Source organism: Hymenobacter tenuis (assembly GCF_054780495.1).
Window position 1 is genome coordinate 248,758 of the sequence record NZ_BAAGWF010000003.1, and the last position, 22,263, is coordinate 271,020.

Consider the following 22,263-nt stretch of genomic DNA (forward strand, 5'->3'; position numbering starts at 1 on the left):
AGTAAACCACAGTCATCCGGAGAAGGGTTTCAGGTGGCGCAGGGGCTAGGAAGCGAGAAGTTACTTAAAACTCAACGGCACTACCAGCTTCACGCTCATGGTACGGCCCATATTGAATACGCCGGCGCGTCCCGTGGCGTAGTTTACGGCCGTGTATTTCAGACGACTCAAATGGTTCTGATACCCCACATCAAACAGGTTGTTGGCCGCCAGATACACCGAAAACAGCGTCCGATCTTCAGCCGTCACTACATCCGTACCTAAGCCCACATTGAACAGTGTGTAGCTCGGAGTAGGCGTTTCGGTGTCGAAGGCGGAGAAGATGCGGTTTTGGGCGAAGTTGTGCTCCATGGTAGCCCTAGCAAACAGGTTGTGCAGCCGCGACGCACCCACCTTCCGGAAGTTTACGCGCAGTTCCGACTGTAGCCGGTCGGCGGGAATGAATGGAAGGTTTTTCTGGCCTTCGGGCTGATCGAATTCCATAGCGCGCACCATCGAGAAGGAGTTTTCAAAGTGCAGCCAGTCCAGGGGGTGCGGATGGATATCCACGCTGACCTCACCGCCGGCCAGGCGCGCATCGCCCTGCCCATAGCGGAATACCCGTTCGCCCTCGGCTGACAGGGAGTCGGAGCCATTGGCGGCGGCAATGCGCCTCGGGAAGATGTAGTTGCTGATGCGGTTGCGGAACACATCGGCCGATACGCTTAGGTGGTCCGACGTGAAGTTGATGCCCCCGTCGAGCTGGAAGCTGGTTTCAGCTTTCAGATTCGGCTCGCCCAGCTCGTAGCGGGTAGTGCCTTCGTGCACGCCGTTGGAGCCCAGCTCCGCAATGTTAGGGGCCCGGAAACCGCGGGCGGCGTTGGCTTTCAGCAGCCACATCTCGCCCAGGCTATAAGAGCCGCCCACGCTGCCGCTCACGTTGCGAAACGTGCTCCGGAAGCCCGGAAATTTCTCTTCGCCCAGGCCATTGGGAACGGGTTGCTCGTCTTCATTTAGCCACAAGGCATCGGCAGTAATGCGGCGCAGGTCGTAGCGCAGGCCGCCGCTCAGGTCGAGGTTGCCGAAGCTCTTTTTCGTGACGGCAAACAGGCCGCCATCCAACAGCCGGTACGCCGGAATCAGGAACTCGACGCCCTTGTTCTGGTTTTCCTGCTGCATCCCGCTTACCCCCAGCGTGGTGTTCCAGCCCTGTACTTCCGGCAGAAACCAGCGCAAGGCATAATCCACGGTACGGAGCTGGAAAAACAAGGACTTCTCGTAATAGTCAGCGGGGTTGCCAAACTCGCGGCGCAAATTCTGCTGCCAACCCACATTAAGCGTCAGGCGGTGCTGGCCCAGAATGAAGTTGTTATCGGTGCCGATACGCAAGTGGTTGATCTGCTGGCGCGGAACATCGAGGCCGTAGCCCGAGAAGCCGCGGCCCATCACCACTTCCTCTTCGCCTAGGCTGTTGGTTTTCAGAAAGCGCCCCGACAGGGAGTCCCGCTCGCCCTCAATCAGCCCCAAAATCTGGTTGAAGCTGCTGACGGTGAGGTGAGAGTAGCCCCAGCTTTTGTTGAAGCCCACGTAGCCGCTGCCGTTCAGCTCCCGGAAGCCGGAATTGTACACGCGGCCATCGTAGCGGTTGCGGTAGTCGGTGGCTACTTTGCCCGAGCCGCGTACCTGCCAGTTGAAGCCGTTGAGGTTGCCCGCATTCCAAAGCGAGTAGCCCTGCTGGTAGTTGTTGGTTTGATAGTTAGCCGTGACGGAACCCAGAATGCGGCCATCGTCAACGGGGTCGGGCGCTAGAAAATTGATAACGCCGGCCAGCCCATCGGAACCATACAATAAGGAGCCCGGGCCTTTGATGATTTCAGCTCTATCAATGCTGTACTCATCTATTTCGATGCCGTGCTCATCACCCCACTGCTGGCCTTCTTGCTTGGCGCCGTTGTTCAGGGTGATGACGCGGTTAGAGCTCAGCCCCCGAATAACTGGCTTACTAATGGCGGCTCCGGTGGTGATTTGGTTGAGGCCGGGCGTGTGGGCAATGGCATCTACGGCATTGGTAGCCGAGGTTTGGCGCAGGCGCGTTTGGTCTACCACGTTCGTAGGAACCGGCGAGCGGCGCATCTCGGTGCTGGCCGAAACGCCCGTGACAATTACCTGCCCGATTTCCGTTTCGGCGGGCGTGAGGGCTACCTCTAGGGGTTGGCCAGTGCTGGTATCCACGGTGCGTACTACGGTGGTGTAGCCTACAAAGCGCACCTGCATCAGAAACCGGCCCCGCGGCAAATTGGCAAACCGGAAGGTGCCGTCGGCGGCAGTGGCAGTGGCCTGTTTCAGGTCCGGAAAAACCACGGTGGCGCCGGGCAGTACTTCGCCGGTAGCCGCATCCGTAACTCGGCCCGTAACGAGCGGAGCCGCCGTGCGGGTAGTACGCGCCGGAGGGTTGGCAGCGGGTGAGGGGGTAGGCGTTTGGGCAATGATACTCCCGGAAAGCAGTAGCAGGCCGGCAGTTAGTGGGAGTCGGGACATAGAAGTGCAAATTACACGAAGCCAATGAACGGAGCGCGCCCCGAAAAGGCTGCACAGCGGCTGCTACTAAAAAGAAAATGCCGACCACTGGCCGGCACCTTCCTGGAGTTTCTCCACAACCAAAACAGGAGAAAAGGTAATAGAGAGGCCGGTTGCAGCCAGCCTCTCTGCAGGTGAAAGACAAGCAGCGAAGTAGGAAACCAACCGTGCAGCGGCCGCACTAGGGCGCGCATAGTATATGGCTCCGAACTCCCTGCTTCCCCCCGTTCACCTGAATGCGAAATGCCTAGCGCACTACCGTCGGGAAGCTTACTTCCACATCGGTGCTGCCGGGCGTAGCGGTGCCATTTTTGGAACCTGGCTGGTGGCGTAGCGTGACTTTAAGCGTGCCGGTGGCACCAGCAGCATTGGCGGCGCCCGTAACGGCCTGCGTCGTCAGCCCAACTTCCAGGTTGTTCTTGTCCTTGTCGGTGCGCGTGACGGTGAGGTTCACATTCGAAGGCTCGAAAAGGAAAAGGTGCTCATCGGCTTGCTCCTGAATTTCGGCGGTAATGTTCTCGGCCGGAGTTTTCGTTTCGTCGAGCAGCGTGAGGGCGCCGGTATACGTGGTGTTGGGGGCTAGTGTGAGGGTGCCAATGGTAGGTGCCGCGCCGCCGTCACCATCGATGTCACGGTACTGCACCGTGATGGGCGTACCGCCGCCTACCGGCGTGAGGGTGTAGTTTACCGTCGTAATCTGCTCGTTGTCTTCATCGGGGGTGGGCTCCTCTTTATCATCACTGCACGCAGCAGCTAGAAGGGTTGTAGAAGCCAACAGGGCTAGCAGAAAGGGGCGGAAAGAAGGTTTGTTCATGAGGATTGGAAAAAGGAATGAAGAATTGAAAAGTCAGAGGAGGCTAGGGCCGGCGGGGGCTGAAGGTTAGCGGCACGCGCACGCGCAGGGTCACGTTGCGGCCCATTTCATCGGCGAAGTAGCGGTAGCGGTTGAGGTAGTCGCGGTAGCGGGTGTTGAGCAGGTTGGAGCCGGCCAGGCTTACTTCCAGCGGCAGGCGGCCCCAGTGCACGGTTGCGCCGGCTTCCAGGCCTAGTAGCACGTAGCCAGCGGGGGGCAGGGCGTAATCTTTGGCGGCGTAATCAGTGGGCACGCGGCGCTGGCGGGCAACGGCATAGGAGCCCAGCTGCACATAGCGCCCAGTTAGGCGGCTGGACGCCCGCTCCGGCACCGCGTGCCGCACCGATAGCTCAGCCCGATCTGAAGGCATGAAAAACAGCCACTCTTTCTGCTGCGTATCGCGGCCGCGCAGCACCGAAGCTTTGCCGCCTAGCTCCCACTGTGGGCCCAACCGGTACGTGGCGCCCAGGTCAAGGCCACGCAAAGTGGCGTTGGTGCGCATGTACTGCCAGCTAACCAGCGTGCCCCGAATATTGATGACAGGCGGCAAAATAGGCTGCTGGTAGATGTAGCCGCTGATGGTGGTTTGGTAAATGGTAAGCTCCCCATTGAGCCGCGGATTGTCATGCCAGCTGGCGGTCAGGGCCGTGTGGTACGCCGTTTCGGGGCCCAATGCCGAGTTGCCGGGTACTAGGTCGTAGCCGAGCTCATACTGCGCATTATGCACCCCGTCGCTGAACCGTTCATTGGCTGCCGGTGCCCGTTGGGTAAGGCTGCCGGTGAGGTTTAGCGTGAGGTGAGGGGTAGCGTCATAAATGGCACCTAGGGAAGCAGCCGGGGTTACATAGGTGAACTGCCGGCGGTCCACGTAATACACGCCCAGCGTATCGCGGGTGCCGCGGCGGGTGCTGAGGGTGCGGTAATCGGCCCGCAAGCCAGCCTCCAGCTGCCACTTGCCATGCTGCCACCTTTCGATGGCAAAGGCACCGGCAATGGTGTTGTTATAGAACGGAATGAAGCCGCGGGTACCATCAGCGTAGCGGTTGAACTGATAGGTGCCTGCTAGCCCCACGCTGCCCGTGAAGTGCCCCAGCGGCTTATGCTCCCACACCAGCTCGCCGGTAGTGGTGCGGTTGGAGTAGCTCAGCGCCGGACGGTTGCGGGCGGCACGGTCGGCGTTGCGGGCACTGAATCGGTCGTATTCATCGCGGAAGTCGGTTTGCTGGCCCAGAGTGGCTGTCAGCTTTCCTACCGTGCCCGTGCGCACAAATCCCGTGACCTTCAGCAGGTCGTGGCTGATTTGCTGGTACGCCCGGTTGATGTCGTAGCTGAAGTTGGACGTCTCCAGGGGCCTAGGGCGGGCAATAGCTGCGTACAAATCCGAAGGGCTTTCGGCATGCGCCGCTGGCAGAATGCCCAGCTTGGTATTGAACTGGCTATAGAATACCTCCAGGCCGTAATTCACCTTGCGCCAGCCTACTGCCCCCGAGAAGTCGTACTCCTCAAAGCCTGAATTCTGGAGGTAATAGCCCGGCGCCCGCATCGTGCCGGCCAGTTTGGCCGTGCCTTGCACGCGCCAGCTGAGCGCCGGCAGGTTGCGCAGGTTACCTTCCATGGTGCCCGAAGCTGCCCCTAGGCCGTTGTTGCTCATGCCCACTAGGTTTAGCTCAGCCCCCGTTCCCACGGAGTCGCGCAATGGTTTGGGCTGCACCAGCACTACCCCCCCAATAGCATCGGAACCGTAGCGCACGCTGGCTGCTCCTTTCACTACGGTGAGCTGAGAGGCCACAAACGGGTCGATTTCGGGGCCATGTTCCTGGCCCCACTGCTGGCCCTCCTGCCGCACGCCGTTGTTGAGAATGGTTACGCGGTTAGAGTGCAACCCATGAATCATGGGCTTGAAGATGCTCGGACCCGTCTGGATGGCCGTTACGCCCGATATCTTTTGCAGTGCCTCTCCTAAGGCCTGGCCGCGGGTTTGCTGCAACGCCTGGCCGCTCAACGTCGCTGTGGCTTGCGGGTTGGTTGCCTCCACGTGTTGCCCTTCTACCACTGCGCCTTTCAGGGCAATGGCATTCGGGTGCAGCTGAAAGTCGCGCAGCACGGAATTGGCTACGCGCAGCTCTACCGTCTCGGAGGTGAAGCCCACAAAACTAACCTGCACATGGTAGAGGCCAGGGCAGAGGTCGAGGTGGTAATGGCCATCAGGTTCGGTTTGAGTAGCCTGCTGAGTTTCCAGCACTACTACCGTAGCCCCAGCCAGCGCATCGCGGGACTCGTGGTCCTGAATGCGGCCGCTTAGCAGCAGGGCACATCCCACCGGAGCCGACGACTGAGCTGCTAGCAACTGAGGCAACGCGCAAAATAGCGTCAGCCCCATCCAGCGCCAGGTCGTGCGACTCCGGCGAGGGCCCGGAGCACAGAGAAACATACGAAAAGGGGGAGACCTGCCGAAAAAATCTAAACCAGCCGCTGTAGCCTACCTGTCGCCGGGGCAGGCAGCACCCCGGTATTCAACACCACATTATCTACAGCAAGGCGTAACTCCGCGCTACAAGCCAACACAAGTAGCTCCAGCGGATTGCACTAGGGTTAGCCTCGGGCAGGCGGGCCGCGCAAATCGGCCGTAACAATCGGTACTAGATGCCACGTGCCCGTGAGGGCTGTAGCAGTTGGAATGGCAAAATGCCCGGTTGCTGGGGCTGCTACCGCCAAGGAAGGCGCTAACTCAAACGCCGATTTAAAAAACTGATCGGTGTCGCAGTGCTGGTGCTTAGCGGAAAGAAGCACCTTGCCCTTTGGCCAGCTGGTAGCCTGCGTGGGCTCTTCGGTCGTGTGCTCGTGTGCGTGCAAGGCCAGTACCCACGCGTCGGGCAGCAGCACCCGCACAAAGCACAGGAGCAGCACAAGGGCCAGACGGGAACGAAGAGTACGCATTTGCAACATTGTAGCAGACAGGGCAAATGTAATAGGAATTCTTAATTCCTTCTGCCTTCAGGTTCAAGGGAATGAAAAGCAGTCACACAATCATAACGCTTTACACACTTTAAGGCAATACCGCTTCCTGACCTTTGGGCATGTTAAATCAACAAACCACTCTTATGAAGAGTATTGCTGTAAAAATGTTGCGCCGACTAGCCAAAAAGCTCCGGCCAGAGCTCAAGAAAAATGTAGTGAACACTACAGAAGCGCTGTTTGTATGAGCGGTAGCGCCAAGCGACCCTTCTCCTACAAGCCTCAGCGCTTTGGCTACCGTGCCGGCTCTGTCCGCCAGCAAGCGCTCCGCCATCCCTCAGTTGCTGAACCAACCCAACCAGTAGTTCAGAATAAGCTCTTAGAGCCAGTTTATCGGGCGGCGGCCTAGCTAAAGCGCTGTTTTATCGAGCAAAGAACCTGAACCAGCGAAACTCAACTGAAACCAGAAAGTAGTAAGGTACTTTCGTGGTAGTCAGCTGTATGCGGCGTGTTGTTTAGGATTTTTTCATGATTTATAAGTTCAGTTCCTTACTGGTTCAGGTAGAACCGGTTGGGCACCTGTTGCGCTGGCAATGGCGTGGCCCTGTTTCGTTTGTCGGATTTCAGGAAGCTTTTACACAGCTGATCAGATGCAGCGAGAAACACGGCATTACCCGGTGGCTCGCGGATACATCGCACATGCCCCCGGTGGGTATCGATGAGCAGGCCTGGCTTAGTGAAGTATGGCTGGCGCAGTTTGCCTCGTTGCGGGTGCGGCACCTCGCCCTGATCCAGCCTGCCGGCCTGCATAACCAGTTAGTAGTGGAAAACTTGCTAGCCGATGGCTGTCGGCAAGTCCGGGCCGATGTGCAGTTTTTCTCAGATAGTGCGGGGGCACTTGATTGGCTTTTGCCTTCGGCACTCGTCATCAGCGGCGTAGAGCAGGAGTGGCAACAGGCGCAAAGTAAACCCGGGAAACTGTTGCCCAAAGCCTGTACGGCCCAGTAGAGGAGCGGGCCAAACCTACTTCCTAGGTGCTAGGCATCACTATTGGCTAAACCGCATAGCACCATACTCTTCCCCAAATTGGGAATACAGGTACGTACAATGCTCTACCCACTGCTAACACAACAGGAGGCTGCTTTTAGTCTGTTAGAATAGGTAGTTGGCCGGTGGCTATGCTATGCTGGCCGAATTAGTATCCCAGGACAAAAGAGGGGCTCTATCATTGGTCAACACCTGCCAATTATTGGTAAGTGATACGCCAAGCGTTATGAAGGAGCCGCTAAATATGTCCGGAAAATCTCCCTGTTTCCAGATTTGGTACGAGCCACAGCACTGCCTGCTGCGGCTGCACTGGCAGGCGCTGTCCTCCTTTTACCAGATACAGCAATGTGTGCCAGATGTATTGGAGCGGCTGCAAAAAGAACAGATTCAGGGGCTGCTGCTTGACCTAGACGGAATGCCGGATCTTTCGGCCATGGACCAGTACTGGCTGGAGGTGCGCTGCCTGGCGGGGCTCCCAAATTTGCCGTTGCAACACTTGGCGTTGGTGCTCACCTCGCATACCCAGCATCAAATGCTGTTGGAAGTCAGCCTACGTCAGCCCGCGTTTGAAATTCAGGTATTTGATGACGCTGACACGGCCCTCGACTGGTTGCGCAGTTCAGCCGCTTTGCAGGCGGCTGCCGGGGCCGCAGGGCTTTCGGCGAGTGTGGCGGCCTAGTAAGCGCGGGTCCTGGCGCGCTGCCAAGATGACAGCCACAGCAGTTGTGGAACAAGGTTTGAAATTCCGTAACCGACGCACTTACCTAGCCCTAGGGCTGGCAAATAGTCCGGTTTCTGTTTTAACTCATCTTTTCTAACCTGCTATGCAAGAGAAAGGTAGCATCTCGATTCATACCGAGAATATCTTCCCCATCATCAAGAAGTTCTTGTACTCCGACCACGAAATCTTCCTGCGTGAGCTGGTAAGCAATGCTGTGGACGCTACCCAAAAGCTGAAAAGCCTGGGCCAGCTCGGCGAGTTTAAGGGCGAGTTGGGCGACCTGAAGGTGAAAGTGAGCGTGGATAAGGAAGCCCGCACCATCACCATTTCCGACCGCGGCCTCGGCATGACGGGCGAAGAAATTAAGAAGTACATCAACCAGATTGCTTTCTCCGGCGCCACGGAGTTCGTGGAGAAATACAAGGAGAAGGATGCCGCCGCCAAAGACCAGATTATCGGTCAGTTCGGTTTGGGCTTCTACTCGGCCTTCATGGTAGCCAAGGAGGTAGAAATCTTCTCGAAAAGCTACAAAGAGGATACCGAAGGTGCCCACTGGGTGTGCGACGGTAGCACCGAGTTCAGCCTCGAAACGACCGACAAAGCCGACCGCGGCACTGACATTGTGCTGCACGTAGCCGAAGACTCCGACGAGTTTCTGGAAGCAGCCCGCCTAAAAGGTATCCTGAACAAGTATTGCAAGTTCCTGCCGGTTGAAATTGAGTTTGAGGGCGAGGTCATCAACCAGACCGCACCTATCTGGACGAAGCAACCTGCTGAGCTGACCGACGAAGACTACACCAAGTTCTATCAGGAACTGTATCCATTCTCGGAGCCGCCGCTGTTCTGGATTCATCTGAACGTGGACTACCCCTTCAACCTGACGGGTATCCTGTACTTCCCGAAGGTGAAGGACGAGCTACAGTTCCAGCGCAACAAAATCCAGCTGTACTCGCGCCAGGTGTTCATCACCGACGAAGTGAAGGATGTGGTGCCCGAGTTCCTGATGCTGTTGCACGGCGTTATCGACTCGCCGGACATTCCGTTGAACGTGTCGCGCAGCTTCCTGCAAGCCGATGCCAACGTGCGCAAAATCAACACTTACATCACCAAAAAGGTGGCCGATAAGCTCGCGGAGCTGTACCGTAAAGACCGCGCAGGCTTCGAAGAGAAGTGGTCAGATATCGGCCTGTTCGTAAAGTACGGCATGCTCTCCGACGAGAAGTTTTACGAGAAGGCCAAGGATTTTGCTCTCGTGCAAAATACCGCCAAAAAGTACTTCACGCTGCCCGAGTACCAGGAGTTTGTACAGGCCAACCAGAAGGACAAGAACGAGCAGACCGTAGTACTGTATACTACTGACCCCGAGGCCCAGCACGCCTATGTGCAGGCGGCTACGGAGCGCGGCTACGACGTGCTGAAGCTGGATGCCGTGCTTGATCCGCACTTCATTGGGCAGCTAGAGCAGAAGCTGGAAAAAACTACCTTCAAGCGCGTTGATGCTGATACCGTGAGTAAGCTCATCGAGAAGGATGAAACCACGGAAAGCGTACTCAGCGACGATGATAAAACCAAGCTGCAGGATGTGTTTAAGCAGGCCATCAGCAACGAGCATATGCACGTGCAGGTAGAGGCGTTGTCGCCGCAGGATGCGCCGGTTATTATTACGCTGCCCGAGTTTATGCGCCGCATGAAGGATATGCAGCGCGTTGGTGGCGGCGGTGGCATGCAGATGTTCGGCTCCTTGCCTGACTCTTACACTGTGAGCGTGAATGCTAACCACCCAGTAGCCCAGCGCGTGCTGCAAGCAGAGGGCGAGGCTGGTTCCAAGCTGGCACGCCAGGCATTTGACTTGGCGCTACTAGCCCAGGGTATGTTGAAAGGCGAAGCCTTAACGGCCTTTGTGAAGCGCAGCGCCGATTTACTGGCTGCTGAGTAGTTTTAGAAAGTCTTAAGAGTACAAACAAGTATAAAACCCTGATGGCTTCGGCTGTCAGGGTTTTATGTTTTTGCAGACCTAGTGCGGCCAAGTACCTAGGCCTGGTTGCTTAGCAAAGCCTGCTGGGTGGGCACCAAATCCCTTTATATTTACGTTCGATGCTGCGAATCCTGCCCGACACTTTCATGCGCCCGTTTCGTTTGTATATGCTGTGGGTGCCTGCGTTGCTATTAGCGGCCGGCGCCTGCTCTAAAAAGACGGTTTCCTTTAATAGCCGCCCCGAGACGATTGGGAGCCTAGCTGTTGCGGACACCCTCGCTACCCTTAGCGATACTACCAAGGCTCCGTCTCTGGAAGCCAAGCAGGTCGTTATGACCAAGGAGCAGGAGCGGGCCGCTAAGGAAAAAGAGAAAGCCGCTCAACGAAAGCCAAAGAAAAAGAAGAACATCTTTCTCGGAGAGCGAATTAAGAAGGGCTATGTAAAGTCGGGCCCGAAGGGTAAAAACCAAGTAGTGGAAATTTTCTACTACCTCCGAACCTTTCAGCAACCCAACCCCTATGCACCGGCTCGTTACGTGTATGATTTGAAGCGGCGCCGAATAGCCAAAGCACCTCCCGGCGAGCTGGACCCTAGCAAAGTGCATGTGCTGCATGGCCCGTATAAAAAGCTTCAGGGCGGTAAGGTGATTGAAACCGGCTTCTACGCCATCGGGACGCGCCATTTGCGCTGGGAAACTTTCAACCGCGACAATATCCTGCTCAGCAAAAGCCATTTCGAAATGGGCTTCCCGCGTGATGCCAACATTACCTATTATGATGCGGCACAGAAGCAGCTAAAGGAGGTGGTGCCCTACGTAAATGGCAAACTGGAAGGCGACTACGTGCGCTACAACGAGAACGGCCAGCTGGAGTGGGTTGGTCAGTTTGAGAACGGCAAACGCGTAGGCACCTGGAGCCAGTACTGGGGGTTCCGGAATTCTCGCAACCGCCTGCGCTATGAGTACGAGTACGGCGAAACCGGCTACGACCCCGAGGTAACCGAGCCGGTCATGACAAAGGAGTACAACCGTAACGGCGTGGCTATTTTCGAGAAAGACAAATTCGATAACCGCGACAAACCCGACACCGCCCGCCCAGGTATGAAAAAGTAGCTCTGCTATAGGGTTTAATAAGGAGGGAGGCGCCTAGGCAGGGTTTGACCACGAAGTACACCTAGTAAAACGCATCGGCGAAGTGCTCGATGCGAAACCCGGTAGCGGTAGGGAAGAGGGCCATGATATCAAATCGAATATCGCCACGCCATGGCAGCTCCTCTTGCAGCTGCTCGGCGGCCAAGCGTAGGAGTTGCCGTTTGCGTTCCGTCACGAATTCTTCTGGGTGGCCATACTGAGCAGTAGAACGCGCTTTCACTTCCACAAGCACCAGCAACTCGTCGTCAAGGCGCACCACCAAATCTACCTCGGCCCGGCGGTAGCGGTAGTTGCGGTGCACTAGTTCGTAGCCTTGGCTTAGCAGGTAGCGTAACGCAGCATCTTCACCCTCTCGGCCAAGCTGATGAGCAGGAAGCAGCATATACTCAAGTGCTAAAATGGAAGTGACTATGCTACGTGCTTTACGGCTGACTCGGCTACGCGTAACGGGCCGTGGCACTAAATCTAGTACCTTTGCACCTCTTCTTGCCTAGAAAGCGCCGCTGACCAAGTGCCGGAAGAAGGGCTGCAAAAGGCCCAGTGTAAAGTAAGCTGAACACTAATGCATATGTCCGAGCAGGCACCAGCAGAGCGCTTGCTTGAGTGCTGGAAGTATGAAGTGCAACGCTCCTTTTAATTTTTGCCATGACAACATACTCCGCTTGCGTAACTCCGGTGCCTGCGGCTGCACTTCCTCCTACAGAAGCAGCTAGTGCTGGCCAGCATCGTCGCCTTCAGGTGCGGCGCTTAGGCTTGGTTGAGTACCAGCCCACCTGGGATTTGCAGGAGCAATTGCTCGCCGATACGTTAGCCGTAAAGGTGCGCAATCGGCAAGCCCAGGAAAGCGGACTACCCCTCGAGGCAACGGCAAACTACCTATTGCTCTGTGAGCATCCGCACGTATACACGCTAGGCAAAAGCGGTAAGCCCGAGCATCTGTTGCTCGACGAAGCCGGCCTGGCAGCGCATGCCGCCAGTTTTCACCGCATCAACCGCGGCGGTGATATCACCTACCACGGCCCTGGCCAACTGGTAGGGTATCCTATTCTCGACCTCGACAATTTCTTTACTGATATCCACCGCTACCTCCGCATTCTGGAGGAAGCAGTCATCCTCACCCTCGCCGACTATGGGGTGCGGGCCGGCCGGATTGATGGCCTAACGGGTGTGTGGCTTGATTTCGAGGAAGGCGCTGCTAACCCCCGGAAAATCTGTGCGATGGGCGTAAAGTGCAGCCGCTGGGTGACTATGCATGGTTTTGCCCTGAACGTAGCCACTGACCTCTCGTACTTCGGTCATATTGTGCCCTGCGGCATTACCGATAAAGCGGTAACCTCGCTGGAAAAAGAACTAGGTCGCCCTGTATCGGTAACCGATGTACAGGAGCGCCTGCTACCTCACCTAGCCCAGTTACTAGGTGCTGAGTTGGATGAAACCTCTCCCTTATGAAAAAAGATATTGCGTTTGACCCTGTTGAAGGGGTTTCGATTGCCATAGTACCCGATGATTCGGTTTCTACCACCGAGGGGCAGCCCGGGTGGCAGGTCTACTTGCTTAACCACAATGATTTTCCCTTAGAGAATGTCATTGTAAGTTCAAACGGCTACGGTACTAGCCCCGAAGGCGAGCCTATCCGGACCTCAACGCTACGCCACTCTCTGCTGGAAGTGGAGCCCAAGGCCATTGTTCCAATTGAGCCAATTGATCCGGCGCTGTTTCATCTGAACAATCAGTACTGGGTGAGTTATTATGTTGGCTCCCAGATCTTCGACAAGAAGTTCATCTTCGTGCCCGACTCCATAATTACGGACAATTTAACGCACATTGCTTTGCTCGACCGTCCCGGTGTGCTGCATAGTTAACCGTATCTTTGCACTTCAACCTATGTCCCGGTTTGGGGCATACTTACCGTAAGAGCCGAACCGCAATGAATGCACTCGGAATTCAGTTGGGCCTGTCCTCCCTGTGGGCGTTTTTGGTGGCCTTGTTCGCCGTACCGTCCATTATTTATATCGCTCACCTGAAAAACATGCTCGATACGCCTAACGTGCGGACGGTGCATGAATCACTCACCCCGCGCCTGGGGGGCGTTGCGGTGTTTGCTGGCTTCATGTCGGCCCTCACCATTTTCGCTCCTCTGAACAACGGCGTACAGCAGCTGCTGGCCGGCTGTATTGTGCTGTTCTTTGTGGGGCTGAAAGATGACCTAGTGAGCATCTCGGTATCCAAAAAATTCGTGGGCCAGCTACTGGCTACCGGCATCGTCATGATTATGGCTGATGTGCGCCTCACAAGTTTTCAGGGAATACTAGGTATTCAGGAGCTCCCAATCGGCATCAGCTACGCGTTTACCTTTTTTGCCATTGTAGGCATCACCAATGCCATCAATCTAATTGACGGGCTCGACGGACTGGCCGGCACCATTGTGCTGATCATTGTAAGCACTTTCGGGTATTACTTCTACCGGTACGGTGGCGAGTATTTCCAGAACTACGTGTTTGTATCAGTGTGCGTCATTGGCGGCATTTTAGGCTTCTTGCGCTATAACTTCCATCGGGCTACCATCTTCATGGGCGACACAGGCTCATTAGTATGCGGCTTCATCGTTTCCATTCTCACCATTCAGTTTATTGAAATGGGACTGAAGGTGGGCCAGCCCTTTGCCTCTTCGGCACCTTCAGTAGCCGCAGGCGTGTTATTTGTTCCCCTGTTTGACACTCTGCGCGTGTTCATTATTCGGATGATGGCGGGCCGTTCGCCTTTCTCGCCGGATAAAAACCACGTGCATCACCGCATTTTGGCCATGGGCTTCCAGCAGATTAGCACGGTGCTGCTGCTGGGCTTGCTGAATGTGCTCGTGATTCTGTTTGTTATCAACTTTGCTTACCTCGGTAACACGCTGCTCATTGTGGGGCTAGTAGCTTTCTCACTGCTGCTCAGTGTATTTCTGGGAGTATATCATAGCCGAGCCGAACGGCAGCGCGTCGCTTCCTAACAACTTACCACCTAGTGCGTACTGGCAGCTTCCGGCAAATGAGAACGTTGTTCTGGCTGATTGGCCTGAGCTTGCTCCCCTTTTGCGTGGCTGCTGCAGAGTACCGACCCTTTCCCCCAGCACCGCGCGCCGGCCTCACCTCCGATTGGCTGATACATGATGAGGGGCGCAACCGCCTCGTGCTATATCTGCCCGACTACCACGCGCCGGCGCATGCTTACTATCAGTGGCTGACCATCCGGCCCGGTAAGCCCTTGCCTATCAGCTTCACTGCCCGCGAGAACTTAAGCTTATTTCTCGATAATAGGCTTGTATTCACGGCCAAGGCGCCGGCATCCTTCACCGTTGATCTGGCTAAATTGCTGCCAACAGGCAGTACGCCGGGCCCGCACTTATTATGTGTGTGGCAGCCCGATGCCATGCCGAATCTGCCGTCTTTCACAAATGCTACACCGGCCGTAATTACGCCTACCGGAAAGCAGATTGCCCCCGCACCTTTTACCGCTCAGCCTCGGCCCCGAGGCCACCAGGGCCAGAATGTATTTGTTGGGTTCCTACTTCTGATAGGCCTAGGGTACGGCGCGCTGCGTGCTACCTATCAGCCCGGCTTCGCCCGAATTTACCAGCTTGAAGGCTTGTGGGGCAAAAGCCCGGCCGAGCAGGACTTTCTGATTAAGCCAACGCTTACGTGGCTTAACCTGGTTCTGGTGCTGCTTTTCGCGCTGTCTTTCGCGCTACTGTTGGTTGCCATCCACACCAATATCCAGACTATCGTAATCCTGCGGCGCCTGTTCGACGTGCCAGAATCGGCCATTGTTGTGCGGGTGCTTCTGTACACGAGCCTAGTTACCGCCTTTGTGGTGGGGAAATATCTGTTCCTGGAGTTGATGGGCTATATATTTGACCTGACCGATCTGGTCACGATTCAGTACCGCGAATTTATTCGCACCATCCTCTTTATGGGCCTGTTCCTGCCCGCAGTGATGCTGCTTTACTTAGGCCTCAATCAACAGCTGCCCGAAACGGTGCTCTGGGTATCCAACGGAGTGGTTTCCTTGCTGTTGGTAGGTACCGTCATTCGAGTCGGAAGAACGCTCCATCGTAAGGCCTCCCTGCTAAATCTGCATTTGTTTTCCTACCTTTGCGCCACAGAAGTGATTCCCCTAGTCATTCTGCTAAAGCTGATCGTTTTTACCTACTGACATACCTCTTCTCTGGCCAACTGCCGGCGCTGCTTCAACTTCCCCTTATCGCTTTAGATTTACTTTTTCCACCCTATGGCCGAGAGCAAAGACAAACCGGGGACGGGCCGTCATGCCAAGCGTATCTCCAGCATTCTTGTCACCCAGCCAAAGCCCGCAAATGACATCTCGCCTTATTTCTTGATTGCCGAGAAATATGGTATTAAGGTCGATTTTCGGGAATTTATCGATGTGCAGCCGGTTCCCTATAAGGATTTTCGCAAAGAGAAGGTCAATATTCTGGAGCACACGGCCGTGATTTTCACGAGCCGCAATGCCGTCGACCACTTCTTCCGGATTTGCCAGGAAGCTAAGCTGGAGATGCCTGCCGAAATGAAGTATTTCTGCATCTCTGAGCAAACAGCTAACTATCTGCAGAAGTATATTGTGTTGCGCAAACGCAAGCTATTTGTGGGCCAGCGCACCGCAGCTGATCTGTTTGATGTTATCAAGAAGCATAAGGGGGAGAAGTTTCTGTATCCGTGCTCTGATATCCGCAAAGACGACATCCCAGAGTTCATGCGGGCTAACGGCTTCAAGTTTACGGAGGCGGTCATTTACCGCACCGTAGCTAGCGACTTGTCGGATCTTTCCGATGTGAAGTATGACTGCATTGCCTTCTTTAGCCCATCTGGCATCAGCTCACTGTTCATCAACTTCCCTGATTTCGAGCAGAACGGTACGCGCATTGCTGCTTTCGGCCCAACAACGGCAAAAGCCGTTCTGGAAGCCGGCCTTGAGCTAGATATTGAAGCTCCGCAGCCCAATGCTCCATCGATGACAGGAGCTATTGAAGCCTACATCCGTCATCATCACGGAGTGGAGTTGGCGAAGGAGAAGAAAAATAGTAAATAAAATTAGCTAAGTTATAGAGTGAGAGGAGCAGCTACTACTGCTCCTCTTGCGTATATCCCGTGAATTGGCAGGGGTGGTTTTTTCGTTACATTTGAAAACGTCCGGCCTGCGCTTTTCACCTATCCCTGGCCCATCGTTAATAGCTATGAAGAGAAGTGTACTCTGTGCTTGCGCTGTTTTGCTGATGGGCAAAGCCGCTGCTCAGCAACAGCCTCAGTTCAGCCATTATGGTTTCAACGGGTTGAACTTAAATCCAGCGTATGCTGGTATTAAGGGATATGGTGAAATTACAGCTCTAGGCCGCATTCAGTATTTCGGTTACAACGCCACCTTCGATGATGGTGGCTCCCCTGCAACTGCTTCGATTACTGCGTCTCTACCAGTGCCAATTCTTGCCGGAGGCATCGGCATCGGCATTTATCGGGATAAAATAGCTCAACTCAATACTACCAACGTTCAAGTATCCTACTCTCGTCATATAACCATTGGAGAAGGTACGCTGGGATTAGGTATACAAGGTATTTTTAACAATATTTATCAGGGGCAGTATCGGGCGAATGATGAGTCGGATATTTATGTGCCCCGAGAAGGATCAGATGGAAAGTTGGACATGGGAGCGGGAGTTTGGTATGAGGCGCCTAAGCTGTATGCAGGCCTGAGCGTAAATAATTTGCTTCGCTCCAGTTATAAATTTAATAGTCAGGTAGCCGCTAGTGGTAATTCGGCTCAATATTTGAACGAGAACCATGCTTACCTGACTGTAGGTAGCAATATCGAACTTACTTCTTCCGTTGTATTAACACCCACTGCATTAGTGAAGATGGTACTACCGGGTGAGTTTGGCGACAATGGTAAATTCTCTCTCCGAAACAACTCATATGAGCTGGGGGCGAGGGCTACCTTTGACGACCGTTTTTGGGGAGGATTGGGATATCGGTCGGGTGACGCATTCACGGCTTTGGGTGGAGTGAGTTTTGCAAAAGATAACTCACTTAGGTTGGGACTAGCATATGACTTTATTGCATTTAATCAAGATGCTAAGGCGGCTAGTTCATTCGAAATAATGCTGGGATATCGGTTGCCAAAACCTGGATTGAGAGTACGGCCTGCCATCCATACTCCTCGTTATAGCTTCTAATTTAAGGGTAGTAGGAATCGGAAGAAGGGTAGAAACAATTGCTTAACCGTTGTGCTACCCCTAGTCATGAATTTAACTTGTCGCCTTTTTCGTTTAACTGGTTGTGAAACTGATTCGTAGACAAACTTTTAGTGTTGACCGACTAGCTTGTTTGCGAACACAGGATTCACTAGATTTGCCAGCTCATAAAATTGTAATCTTAGGGTATCGCCGCCTCGACAGTCTTTTTCTTTCTCACATGAACAAGTTTCTCGTATTGCCTCTCATCGCGCTTTCGACGCTTATCCTGGGAGGCTGTGGTTTCGGTAATGCACCACAAGGCGACCTGGTAGGGGCGGAAGATCGTCCGGAGTTTAACCCCCAGGAAGTTCCCTATGGCATGGTGCCTTGCCCCGGTGGAACGTTCCATATGGGCCAGACGGACCAGGATATATCAGCCTCTATGGTGAACATGAACAAGCAGGTGACTATCGCCGGCTTCTACATGGACGAGACGGAAATTACCAACAATGAATACCGTCAGTTTATGAATGCTATTCGTCAAGACTCTATTGATGTCTTGGGCGAAGAGTACGTCATGACTGAACTCTACCCCGATACAACGGTGTGGGTACGTGACTTCACGTATCACATGGGCGATCCGCTCATGGAGTACTATTACACTCACCCAGCATTTGATGACTACCCAGTAGTTGGTGTTGACTGGTTCGCTGCAAAATACTTCTGCAACTGGCGCACGAAAAACAAGAACGCTGCTAACGAAGAGGCTGGTTTGGCTCCAACTCCAAACTTCCGTCTGCCATCCGAAGCTGAGTGGGAGTACGCTGCTCGTGGCGGTCGTGACCTCGCTACATATCCTTGGGGCGGTCCTTACCTGCGTAACTCCAAAGGCTGCATGCTGGCTAACTTTAAGCCCGGCCGTGGTGACTACGCCTCCGATGGTTATGCATACACTTCTCCAGTAGGGGCTTTCTTCCCCAACGATTTTGGCCTGTATGATATGTCGGGTAACGTGGCAGAATGGTGTGATGATGCCTACATGGAAGCATCGGTGCCGGTAGTATGGGATATGAACCCAACTAACCCCGATGACAATGAGCCCCGCAAAGTTGTTCGTGGCGGTTCATGGAAAGACATTGCTTATTTCCTTGAGACTGGTACTCGCAATTTTGAATATCAGGATTCAGCCCGCTCTTATATCGGTTTCCGCACTGCCATGATTCAGATTGGCATGGGAACAAATAGCGGTTTGAACTAATATTTGACCGTTTCGCCCGCTGCGGCTTTCCTTTAATTACTTCTGCTTTTCAACTCACAACAATTACTTTTTACAAATTTCTACAACATGGCAGCAAAAGGCGGTAACTTTTTCTACGATGTGGTAATGCCGAAGATTTACGGCATCGGCGCAGCAGTCGTAATTATTGGGGCACTTTTCAAAATTCTTCACTTGAAGGGTGCTGATGAAATGCTCATCGTAGGTCTGGGTACGGAGGCAATCATCTTCTTCTTGAGTGCATTCCAGCCTAACCCCAAAGAAGTCGATTGGTCATTGGTGTACCCAGAACTGAGCGAAGGTTATGACCCATCTACCAACAGCAACAAATTCGTTGAGCAAAATACTGGCACGGGCCTGACCCGCAAGCTGGATGATATGCTGAAAGATGCTAACGTAACGCCCGAGGCTATTGCTTCACTGGGCCAGGGCCTGAATCGTCTGAGCACGACTACTCAGCAACTTTCTTCGCTGGGTGAAGCCACTAATGCTACGGACGAGTACACGACGAAAGTGCGCTCGGCTGCCCAGTCGCTGGAGCGTATCAATGAGTCGTATTCGCAGACTGCATTGGCTATGACTGCCATGGCTGATGCTACTAACGACGCTCGTGAGTACCATGTTCAGGTTCAGAATGTGACCAAAAACCTGGGTGCTCTGAATGCTGTCTACGAAATGGAACTGCAGGATGCTAACACGCACCTGAAGTCGATGAACAAATTCTATGGCACCCTAGCTCAGGCTATGGAGAACCTGACCGAAGCCGGTAAAGAAACCGACCAGTTCAAGCAGGAAGTAACCAGCTTGACTTCGAACCTCAGCTCGCTTAACCGCGTGTACGGCAACATGTTGAACGCAATGCGCGCCACCAACTAATTTGTCAGGTTTGTAATGCTAGCACTTGGGTAAGCCCCAAGTGCTCTTCTTCCTACACAGCAGTTATAGACACAGAGAGATACGATGGCGGGAGCAAAAGAGACTCCGCGGCAGAAGATGATTGGCATGATGTACCTAGTACTGACTGCGCTTCTGGCCCTACAAGTAAATTCAGCCATTCTGCTGAAATTTAAATTCCTAGACGATAGTCTGCTCGGCGTTAACGAAAAGACTGCTAAAACCAACCAAGGTGCTGTAAAAGGCATTCAGGAAGTAGTAGCCCGGAACCGGAACCAAGCAAAGGATATTGCTATCCTGAAGCAAAGTGAAAGCGTTCGGGAGCGCACTTCGAAGATGGTCGCTTATCTGCGTGACATCCGTACTCAATTGCTTGAGAAAACGGAGAACCAGAACAAGAATGAATACAAGAACATGGAAGCTTCCGATAAGGTAGCTAACGTGATGCTTGGTGGTGCTGGCAGCCGCAATGGCCTCGGCTACAAAATGAAGGATGAGCTTAACGCTTACGCTTCTGATCTGCAGAAAATGGTTCCGGGTTTCACGGCGCCTGCTCTAGCACTAGATCCTAAGGATGACCCGGGTGTAACTGCTGATCAAAAGAGCAAAGATTTCGCTCAGCTGAACTTTGAGAATACCCCAGTAGTAGCTGCATTAGCTGTCCTTTCTCAGAAAGAGACGGAAGTGCTTAAGTACGAAGCTGATGCGCTAACTAAACTTGCTAATCAGGTAGGTGCTCAAACTATTGTATTCGATAAAATCGGTGCTTTCGCAAGTGCTGAGTCGAACACAGTAGCAGCTGGTACCAAATACAAAGCTGAACTGTTCTTGACGGCTTCTGCTTCTGACCTACGCCCTTCCATGACTCTGAACGGTTCGCCGTTGTCAGTTGGCCCAGATGGCAAAGGCAAGGTGGAGTTCACCGCTCGCCCTGGCGCATTTGATGCTTCGGGCAACGCTAAGGCTAGCTGGAAAGGCACCATTCGCTTTAAGCAGAATGGCCGTGACACTACCTTCAACGTAACGGTTCCTTACACGGTGACTAAGCCCGTGATGCAGATCCAGTCTGCTTCGGTACAGGCACTGTATTTCAAGTGCGGTAACAAGCTAAGCGTACAAGTTCCTGCCCTAGGTGCCCAGTACGATCCAAGCTTCTCGGCTTCGGGTGCTTCTACTATCAAAGGCTCATCGAAGGGTGAGGTTACTCTGGTGCCAAACTCTCGTGAGGTAACCTTAAGCGTAAGCAGCGGTGGCAACCCCATTGGCTCTCAGACCTTCCAGGTTCGCCCGATTCCGAAGCCAGATATCAAATGCGTAGTAGGTGGTCGTGAGGCCAACGAGAAGCAAGGCACTCCAATCACGGCAGTTCGTAACATGCAGTTGCGTGCTATTGCTGATGCTGGCTTTGCTACCTTCCTGCCTGAGGATGCTCGCTACCGGGTAACGCGCTACGAAATCACCCTGGTTCGTGGTAAGCGTCCGGCTATCCCAACCCGTACCATCAACGGCCCAGAAGCCAACTTGACGGACGTGGTTAACGCCGCTCGTGAAGGTGACCGTCTGTACATTGAAGTGAAAGAGGTTCAGCGTATGAACTTCCAAGGCAACACTGAACAGGTAAACGTTTCGAAAACTTTCAATATTCCGCTGATCTAAGCGTTGGTTGCCTGAACTAAGTACTACGCTTTTTCGATTATCACGGTATGAACAAATTCCTTTCCTTCGCCGCTTTGGCGGCCGGCCTAACGCTGTCGGTGGCAGCTTCAGCTCAGGAACAAGCAACCACCGCGAGCAGCAACGGCTCGTATCGCCCGATTCCGAACTCGGACATCATGTTCCGGAAGACGGTTTGGCGCGCGATAGACCTGCGTGAAAAGCAGAACAAACCCATGTTCGCTGAAGGCAAGGAAATCAGCAAAGTGATTCTCGAAGCAGTAAAGCGTGGTGAGCTGCAGGCGTATAAAAACGATTCTCTGACGAGCACCTTCTCATCAACCGAGGTTCTGTCGAATACGTCCTATACGGAAACCATGGCTGGCCTGAGCGACGAGGAGAAAGCCGCCGGCTTCTCTGAAAGCGACTTAGGTGGAGGCGTTGATGATTGGGGCGCTCCAGCAAAAAAAGGTAAAGGCAAAAAGGCGGTTGCGGCCAAGCCAGTTGCTCCTGCTGCTAACGAATACCGTTACAAGGACCTTTATCAGATGGAACTGAAGGAGGATATGATCTTTGACAAGAAACGGTCACGGATGTATCATGATATCAAAACCATCACGTTGCTGGTGCCTTCTACGCTGAGCTCCAACACCGCAGGCATTGAAAAAGTCATCGGTACGTTCAAATACAGCGACCTTGTGCGTGTATTCCGTGCCAATCCTGACAAGGCTGTCTGGTTCAATCCCCAGAACGATGCCCAGCACAAGAATTTGGCTGATGCCTTCGAACTGTGGCTGTTCAACTCGTACATCGTGAAGGTTTCTAACCCGAATGATTCGCGTCTGGATGAAATCTATGGTAGCCAGCAGCAGGGTATTCTTGCTTCCCAGCAAGCTGCCGCTGACCTGATTGAGTACGAATACAACTTGTGGAGCTTCTAGTAAGTCCTTTAC

19 protein-coding genes are annotated in these 22,263 nt (G+C 54.0%); 14 read left to right on the top strand and 5 right to left on the bottom strand.

Annotated features, from left to right (window positions below; all coding sequences use genetic code 11):
* Nucleotides 1-60 precede the first annotated feature (60 nt).
* The 4 genes from ACYVGU_RS12525 to ACYVGU_RS12540 all read right to left on the bottom strand — a co-directional run bounded on the left by ACYVGU_RS12525 (nt 61) and on the right by ACYVGU_RS12540 (nt 6,346).
* On the bottom strand, nt 61-2,517 hold the full coding sequence (locus ACYVGU_RS12525; RefSeq protein ID WP_460622380.1) for a TonB-dependent receptor: 2,457 nt from the start codon (nt 2,515-2,517) through the stop codon (nt 61-63).
* A 286-nt stretch (nt 2,518-2,803) separates the two neighbouring features.
* Nucleotides 2,804-3,370, bottom strand: a complete 567-nt coding sequence (locus ACYVGU_RS12530) for a hypothetical protein (RefSeq protein WP_460622381.1) — start codon at nt 3,368-3,370, stop codon at nt 2,804-2,806.
* A 43-nt stretch (nt 3,371-3,413) separates the two neighbouring features.
* Complete coding sequence (locus ACYVGU_RS12535) at nt 3,414-5,840, bottom strand: TonB-dependent receptor (RefSeq protein ID WP_460622382.1); 2,427 nt, start codon at nt 5,838-5,840, stop codon at nt 3,414-3,416.
* 161 nt (nt 5,841-6,001) lie between these two features.
* Nucleotides 6,002-6,346: a hypothetical protein gene (locus ACYVGU_RS12540; RefSeq protein ID WP_460622383.1), complete on the bottom strand. Its 345-nt coding sequence runs from the start codon at nt 6,344-6,346 to the stop codon at nt 6,002-6,004.
* A gap of 717 nt (nt 6,347-7,063) precedes the next feature.
* On the opposite strand from ACYVGU_RS12540, the gene ACYVGU_RS12545 reads away from it, so the two are divergent.
* The 4 genes from ACYVGU_RS12545 (at nt 7,064) to ACYVGU_RS12560 (ending at nt 11,219) form a co-directional block, all read left to right on the top strand.
* Nucleotides 7,064-7,372 (top strand): hypothetical protein, encoded by a 309-nt coding sequence (locus ACYVGU_RS12545; protein WP_460622384.1) that lies wholly within the window; start codon nt 7,064-7,066, stop codon nt 7,370-7,372.
* A gap of 175 nt (nt 7,373-7,547) precedes the next feature.
* A complete protein-coding gene (locus ACYVGU_RS12550; RefSeq protein ID WP_460622385.1) occupies nt 7,548-8,090 on the top strand; it encodes a hypothetical protein in 543 nt (180 codons plus the stop codon).
* Nucleotides 8,091-8,235: 145 nt separating this feature from the next.
* On the top strand, nt 8,236-10,068 hold the full coding sequence (gene htpG, locus ACYVGU_RS12555) for a heat shock protein Hsp90 family protein (protein ID WP_460622386.1): 1,833 nt from the start codon (nt 8,236-8,238) through the stop codon (nt 10,066-10,068).
* A 158-nt stretch (nt 10,069-10,226) separates the two neighbouring features.
* The gene (locus ACYVGU_RS12560; RefSeq protein WP_460622387.1) at nt 10,227-11,219 is read left to right on the top strand and encodes a toxin-antitoxin system YwqK family antitoxin; all 993 of its coding nucleotides are present in this window, start codon (nt 10,227-10,229) and stop codon (nt 11,217-11,219) included.
* Between the two features lie 61 nt (nt 11,220-11,280).
* On the opposite strand, the gene ACYVGU_RS12565 is transcribed toward ACYVGU_RS12560, so the two are convergent.
* On the bottom strand, nt 11,281-11,640 hold the full coding sequence (locus ACYVGU_RS12565; RefSeq protein ID WP_460622388.1) for a YraN family protein: 360 nt from the start codon (nt 11,638-11,640) through the stop codon (nt 11,281-11,283).
* A 263-nt stretch (nt 11,641-11,903) separates the two neighbouring features.
* Here ACYVGU_RS12565 and lipB point away from each other — a divergent pair, with 263 nt between their 5' ends.
* From lipB to porN, 10 genes are all read left to right on the top strand, one after another.
* Nucleotides 11,904-12,707, top strand: a complete 804-nt coding sequence (gene lipB / locus ACYVGU_RS12570) for a lipoyl(octanoyl) transferase LipB (protein WP_460622389.1) — start codon at nt 11,904-11,906, stop codon at nt 12,705-12,707.
* Entirely contained in the window at nt 12,704-13,120 is a 417-nt protein-coding gene (locus ACYVGU_RS12575) for a hypothetical protein (RefSeq protein WP_460622390.1), read from the top strand. The genes lipB and ACYVGU_RS12575 overlap by 4 nt, the downstream gene beginning before the upstream one ends.
* 65 nt (nt 13,121-13,185) lie before the next feature.
* Nucleotides 13,186-14,253 carry an MraY family glycosyltransferase gene (locus tag ACYVGU_RS12580; protein ID WP_460615002.1) on the top strand — a complete coding sequence of 356 codons (1,068 nt, stop codon included), beginning with the start codon at nt 13,186-13,188 and terminating at the stop codon, nt 14,251-14,253.
* 38 nt (nt 14,254-14,291) lie between these two features.
* Nucleotides 14,292-15,455 (top strand): DUF4271 domain-containing protein, encoded by a 1,164-nt coding sequence (locus tag ACYVGU_RS12585; RefSeq protein WP_460615003.1) that lies wholly within the window; start codon nt 14,292-14,294, stop codon nt 15,453-15,455.
* Between the two features lie 75 nt (nt 15,456-15,530).
* Complete coding sequence (locus ACYVGU_RS12590; RefSeq protein ID WP_460622391.1) at nt 15,531-16,349, top strand: uroporphyrinogen-III synthase; 819 nt, start codon at nt 15,531-15,533, stop codon at nt 16,347-16,349.
* 46 nt (nt 16,350-16,395) lie between these two features.
* A complete protein-coding gene (locus tag ACYVGU_RS12595) occupies nt 16,396-17,487 on the top strand; it encodes a PorP/SprF family type IX secretion system membrane protein (protein ID WP_460622392.1) in 1,092 nt (363 codons plus the stop codon).
* Between the two features lie 238 nt (nt 17,488-17,725).
* A complete protein-coding gene (porK, locus tag ACYVGU_RS12600) occupies nt 17,726-18,745 on the top strand; it encodes a T9SS ring complex lipoprotein PorK/GldK (RefSeq protein WP_460615006.1) in 1,020 nt (339 codons plus the stop codon).
* A gap of 87 nt (nt 18,746-18,832) precedes the next feature.
* Nucleotides 18,833-19,639 carry a type IX secretion system motor protein PorL/GldL gene (gene porL / locus ACYVGU_RS12605; protein WP_460615007.1) on the top strand — a complete coding sequence of 269 codons (807 nt, stop codon included), beginning with the start codon at nt 18,833-18,835 and terminating at the stop codon, nt 19,637-19,639.
* Between the two features lie 84 nt (nt 19,640-19,723).
* Nucleotides 19,724-21,313 (top strand): type IX secretion system motor protein PorM/GldM, encoded by a 1,590-nt coding sequence (gene porM, locus ACYVGU_RS12610; RefSeq protein ID WP_460615008.1) that lies wholly within the window; start codon nt 19,724-19,726, stop codon nt 21,311-21,313.
* A 47-nt stretch (nt 21,314-21,360) separates the two neighbouring features.
* On the top strand, nt 21,361-22,251 hold the full coding sequence (porN, locus tag ACYVGU_RS12615; protein WP_460622393.1) for a type IX secretion system ring subunit PorN/GldN: 891 nt from the start codon (nt 21,361-21,363) through the stop codon (nt 22,249-22,251).
* Nucleotides 22,252-22,263: the final 12 nt, after the last annotated feature.

Bases quoted from the DNA above. Each gene is read 5' to 3' on its own strand.
- ACYVGU_RS12525 (WP_460622380.1), bottom strand. From the start codon at position 2,517: ATGTCCCGACTCCCACTAACTGCCGGCCTGCTACTGCTTTCCGGGAGT.
- ACYVGU_RS12530 (WP_460622381.1), bottom strand. From the start codon at position 3,370: ATGAACAAACCTTCTTTCCGCCCCTTTCTGCTAGCCCTGTTGGCTTCT.
- ACYVGU_RS12535 (WP_460622382.1), bottom strand. From the start codon at position 5,840: ATGTTTCTCTGTGCTCCGGGCCCTCGCCGGAGTCGCACGACCTGGCGC.
- ACYVGU_RS12540 (WP_460622383.1), bottom strand. From the start codon at position 6,346: ATGCGTACTCTTCGTTCCCGTCTGGCCCTTGTGCTGCTCCTGTGCTTT.
- ACYVGU_RS12545 (WP_460622384.1), top strand. From the start codon at position 7,064: ATGCCCCCGGTGGGTATCGATGAGCAGGCCTGGCTTAGTGAAGTATGG.
- ACYVGU_RS12550 (WP_460622385.1), top strand. From the start codon at position 7,548: ATGCTGGCCGAATTAGTATCCCAGGACAAAAGAGGGGCTCTATCATTG.
- htpG (WP_460622386.1), top strand. From the start codon at position 8,236: ATGCAAGAGAAAGGTAGCATCTCGATTCATACCGAGAATATCTTCCCC.
- ACYVGU_RS12560 (WP_460622387.1), top strand. From the start codon at position 10,227: ATGCTGCGAATCCTGCCCGACACTTTCATGCGCCCGTTTCGTTTGTAT.
- ACYVGU_RS12565 (WP_460622388.1), bottom strand. From the start codon at position 11,640: ATGCTGCTTCCTGCTCATCAGCTTGGCCGAGAGGGTGAAGATGCTGCG.
- lipB (WP_460622389.1), top strand. From the start codon at position 11,904: ATGACAACATACTCCGCTTGCGTAACTCCGGTGCCTGCGGCTGCACTT.
- ACYVGU_RS12575 (WP_460622390.1), top strand. From the start codon at position 12,704: ATGAAAAAAGATATTGCGTTTGACCCTGTTGAAGGGGTTTCGATTGCC.
- ACYVGU_RS12580 (WP_460615002.1), top strand. From the start codon at position 13,186: ATGAATGCACTCGGAATTCAGTTGGGCCTGTCCTCCCTGTGGGCGTTT.
- ACYVGU_RS12585 (WP_460615003.1), top strand. From the start codon at position 14,292: ATGAGAACGTTGTTCTGGCTGATTGGCCTGAGCTTGCTCCCCTTTTGC.
- ACYVGU_RS12590 (WP_460622391.1), top strand. From the start codon at position 15,531: ATGGCCGAGAGCAAAGACAAACCGGGGACGGGCCGTCATGCCAAGCGT.
- porK (WP_460615006.1), top strand. From the start codon at position 17,726: ATGAACAAGTTTCTCGTATTGCCTCTCATCGCGCTTTCGACGCTTATC.
- porL (WP_460615007.1), top strand. From the start codon at position 18,833: ATGGCAGCAAAAGGCGGTAACTTTTTCTACGATGTGGTAATGCCGAAG.
- porM (WP_460615008.1), top strand. From the start codon at position 19,724: ATGGCGGGAGCAAAAGAGACTCCGCGGCAGAAGATGATTGGCATGATG.
- porN (WP_460622393.1), top strand. From the start codon at position 21,361: ATGAACAAATTCCTTTCCTTCGCCGCTTTGGCGGCCGGCCTAACGCTG.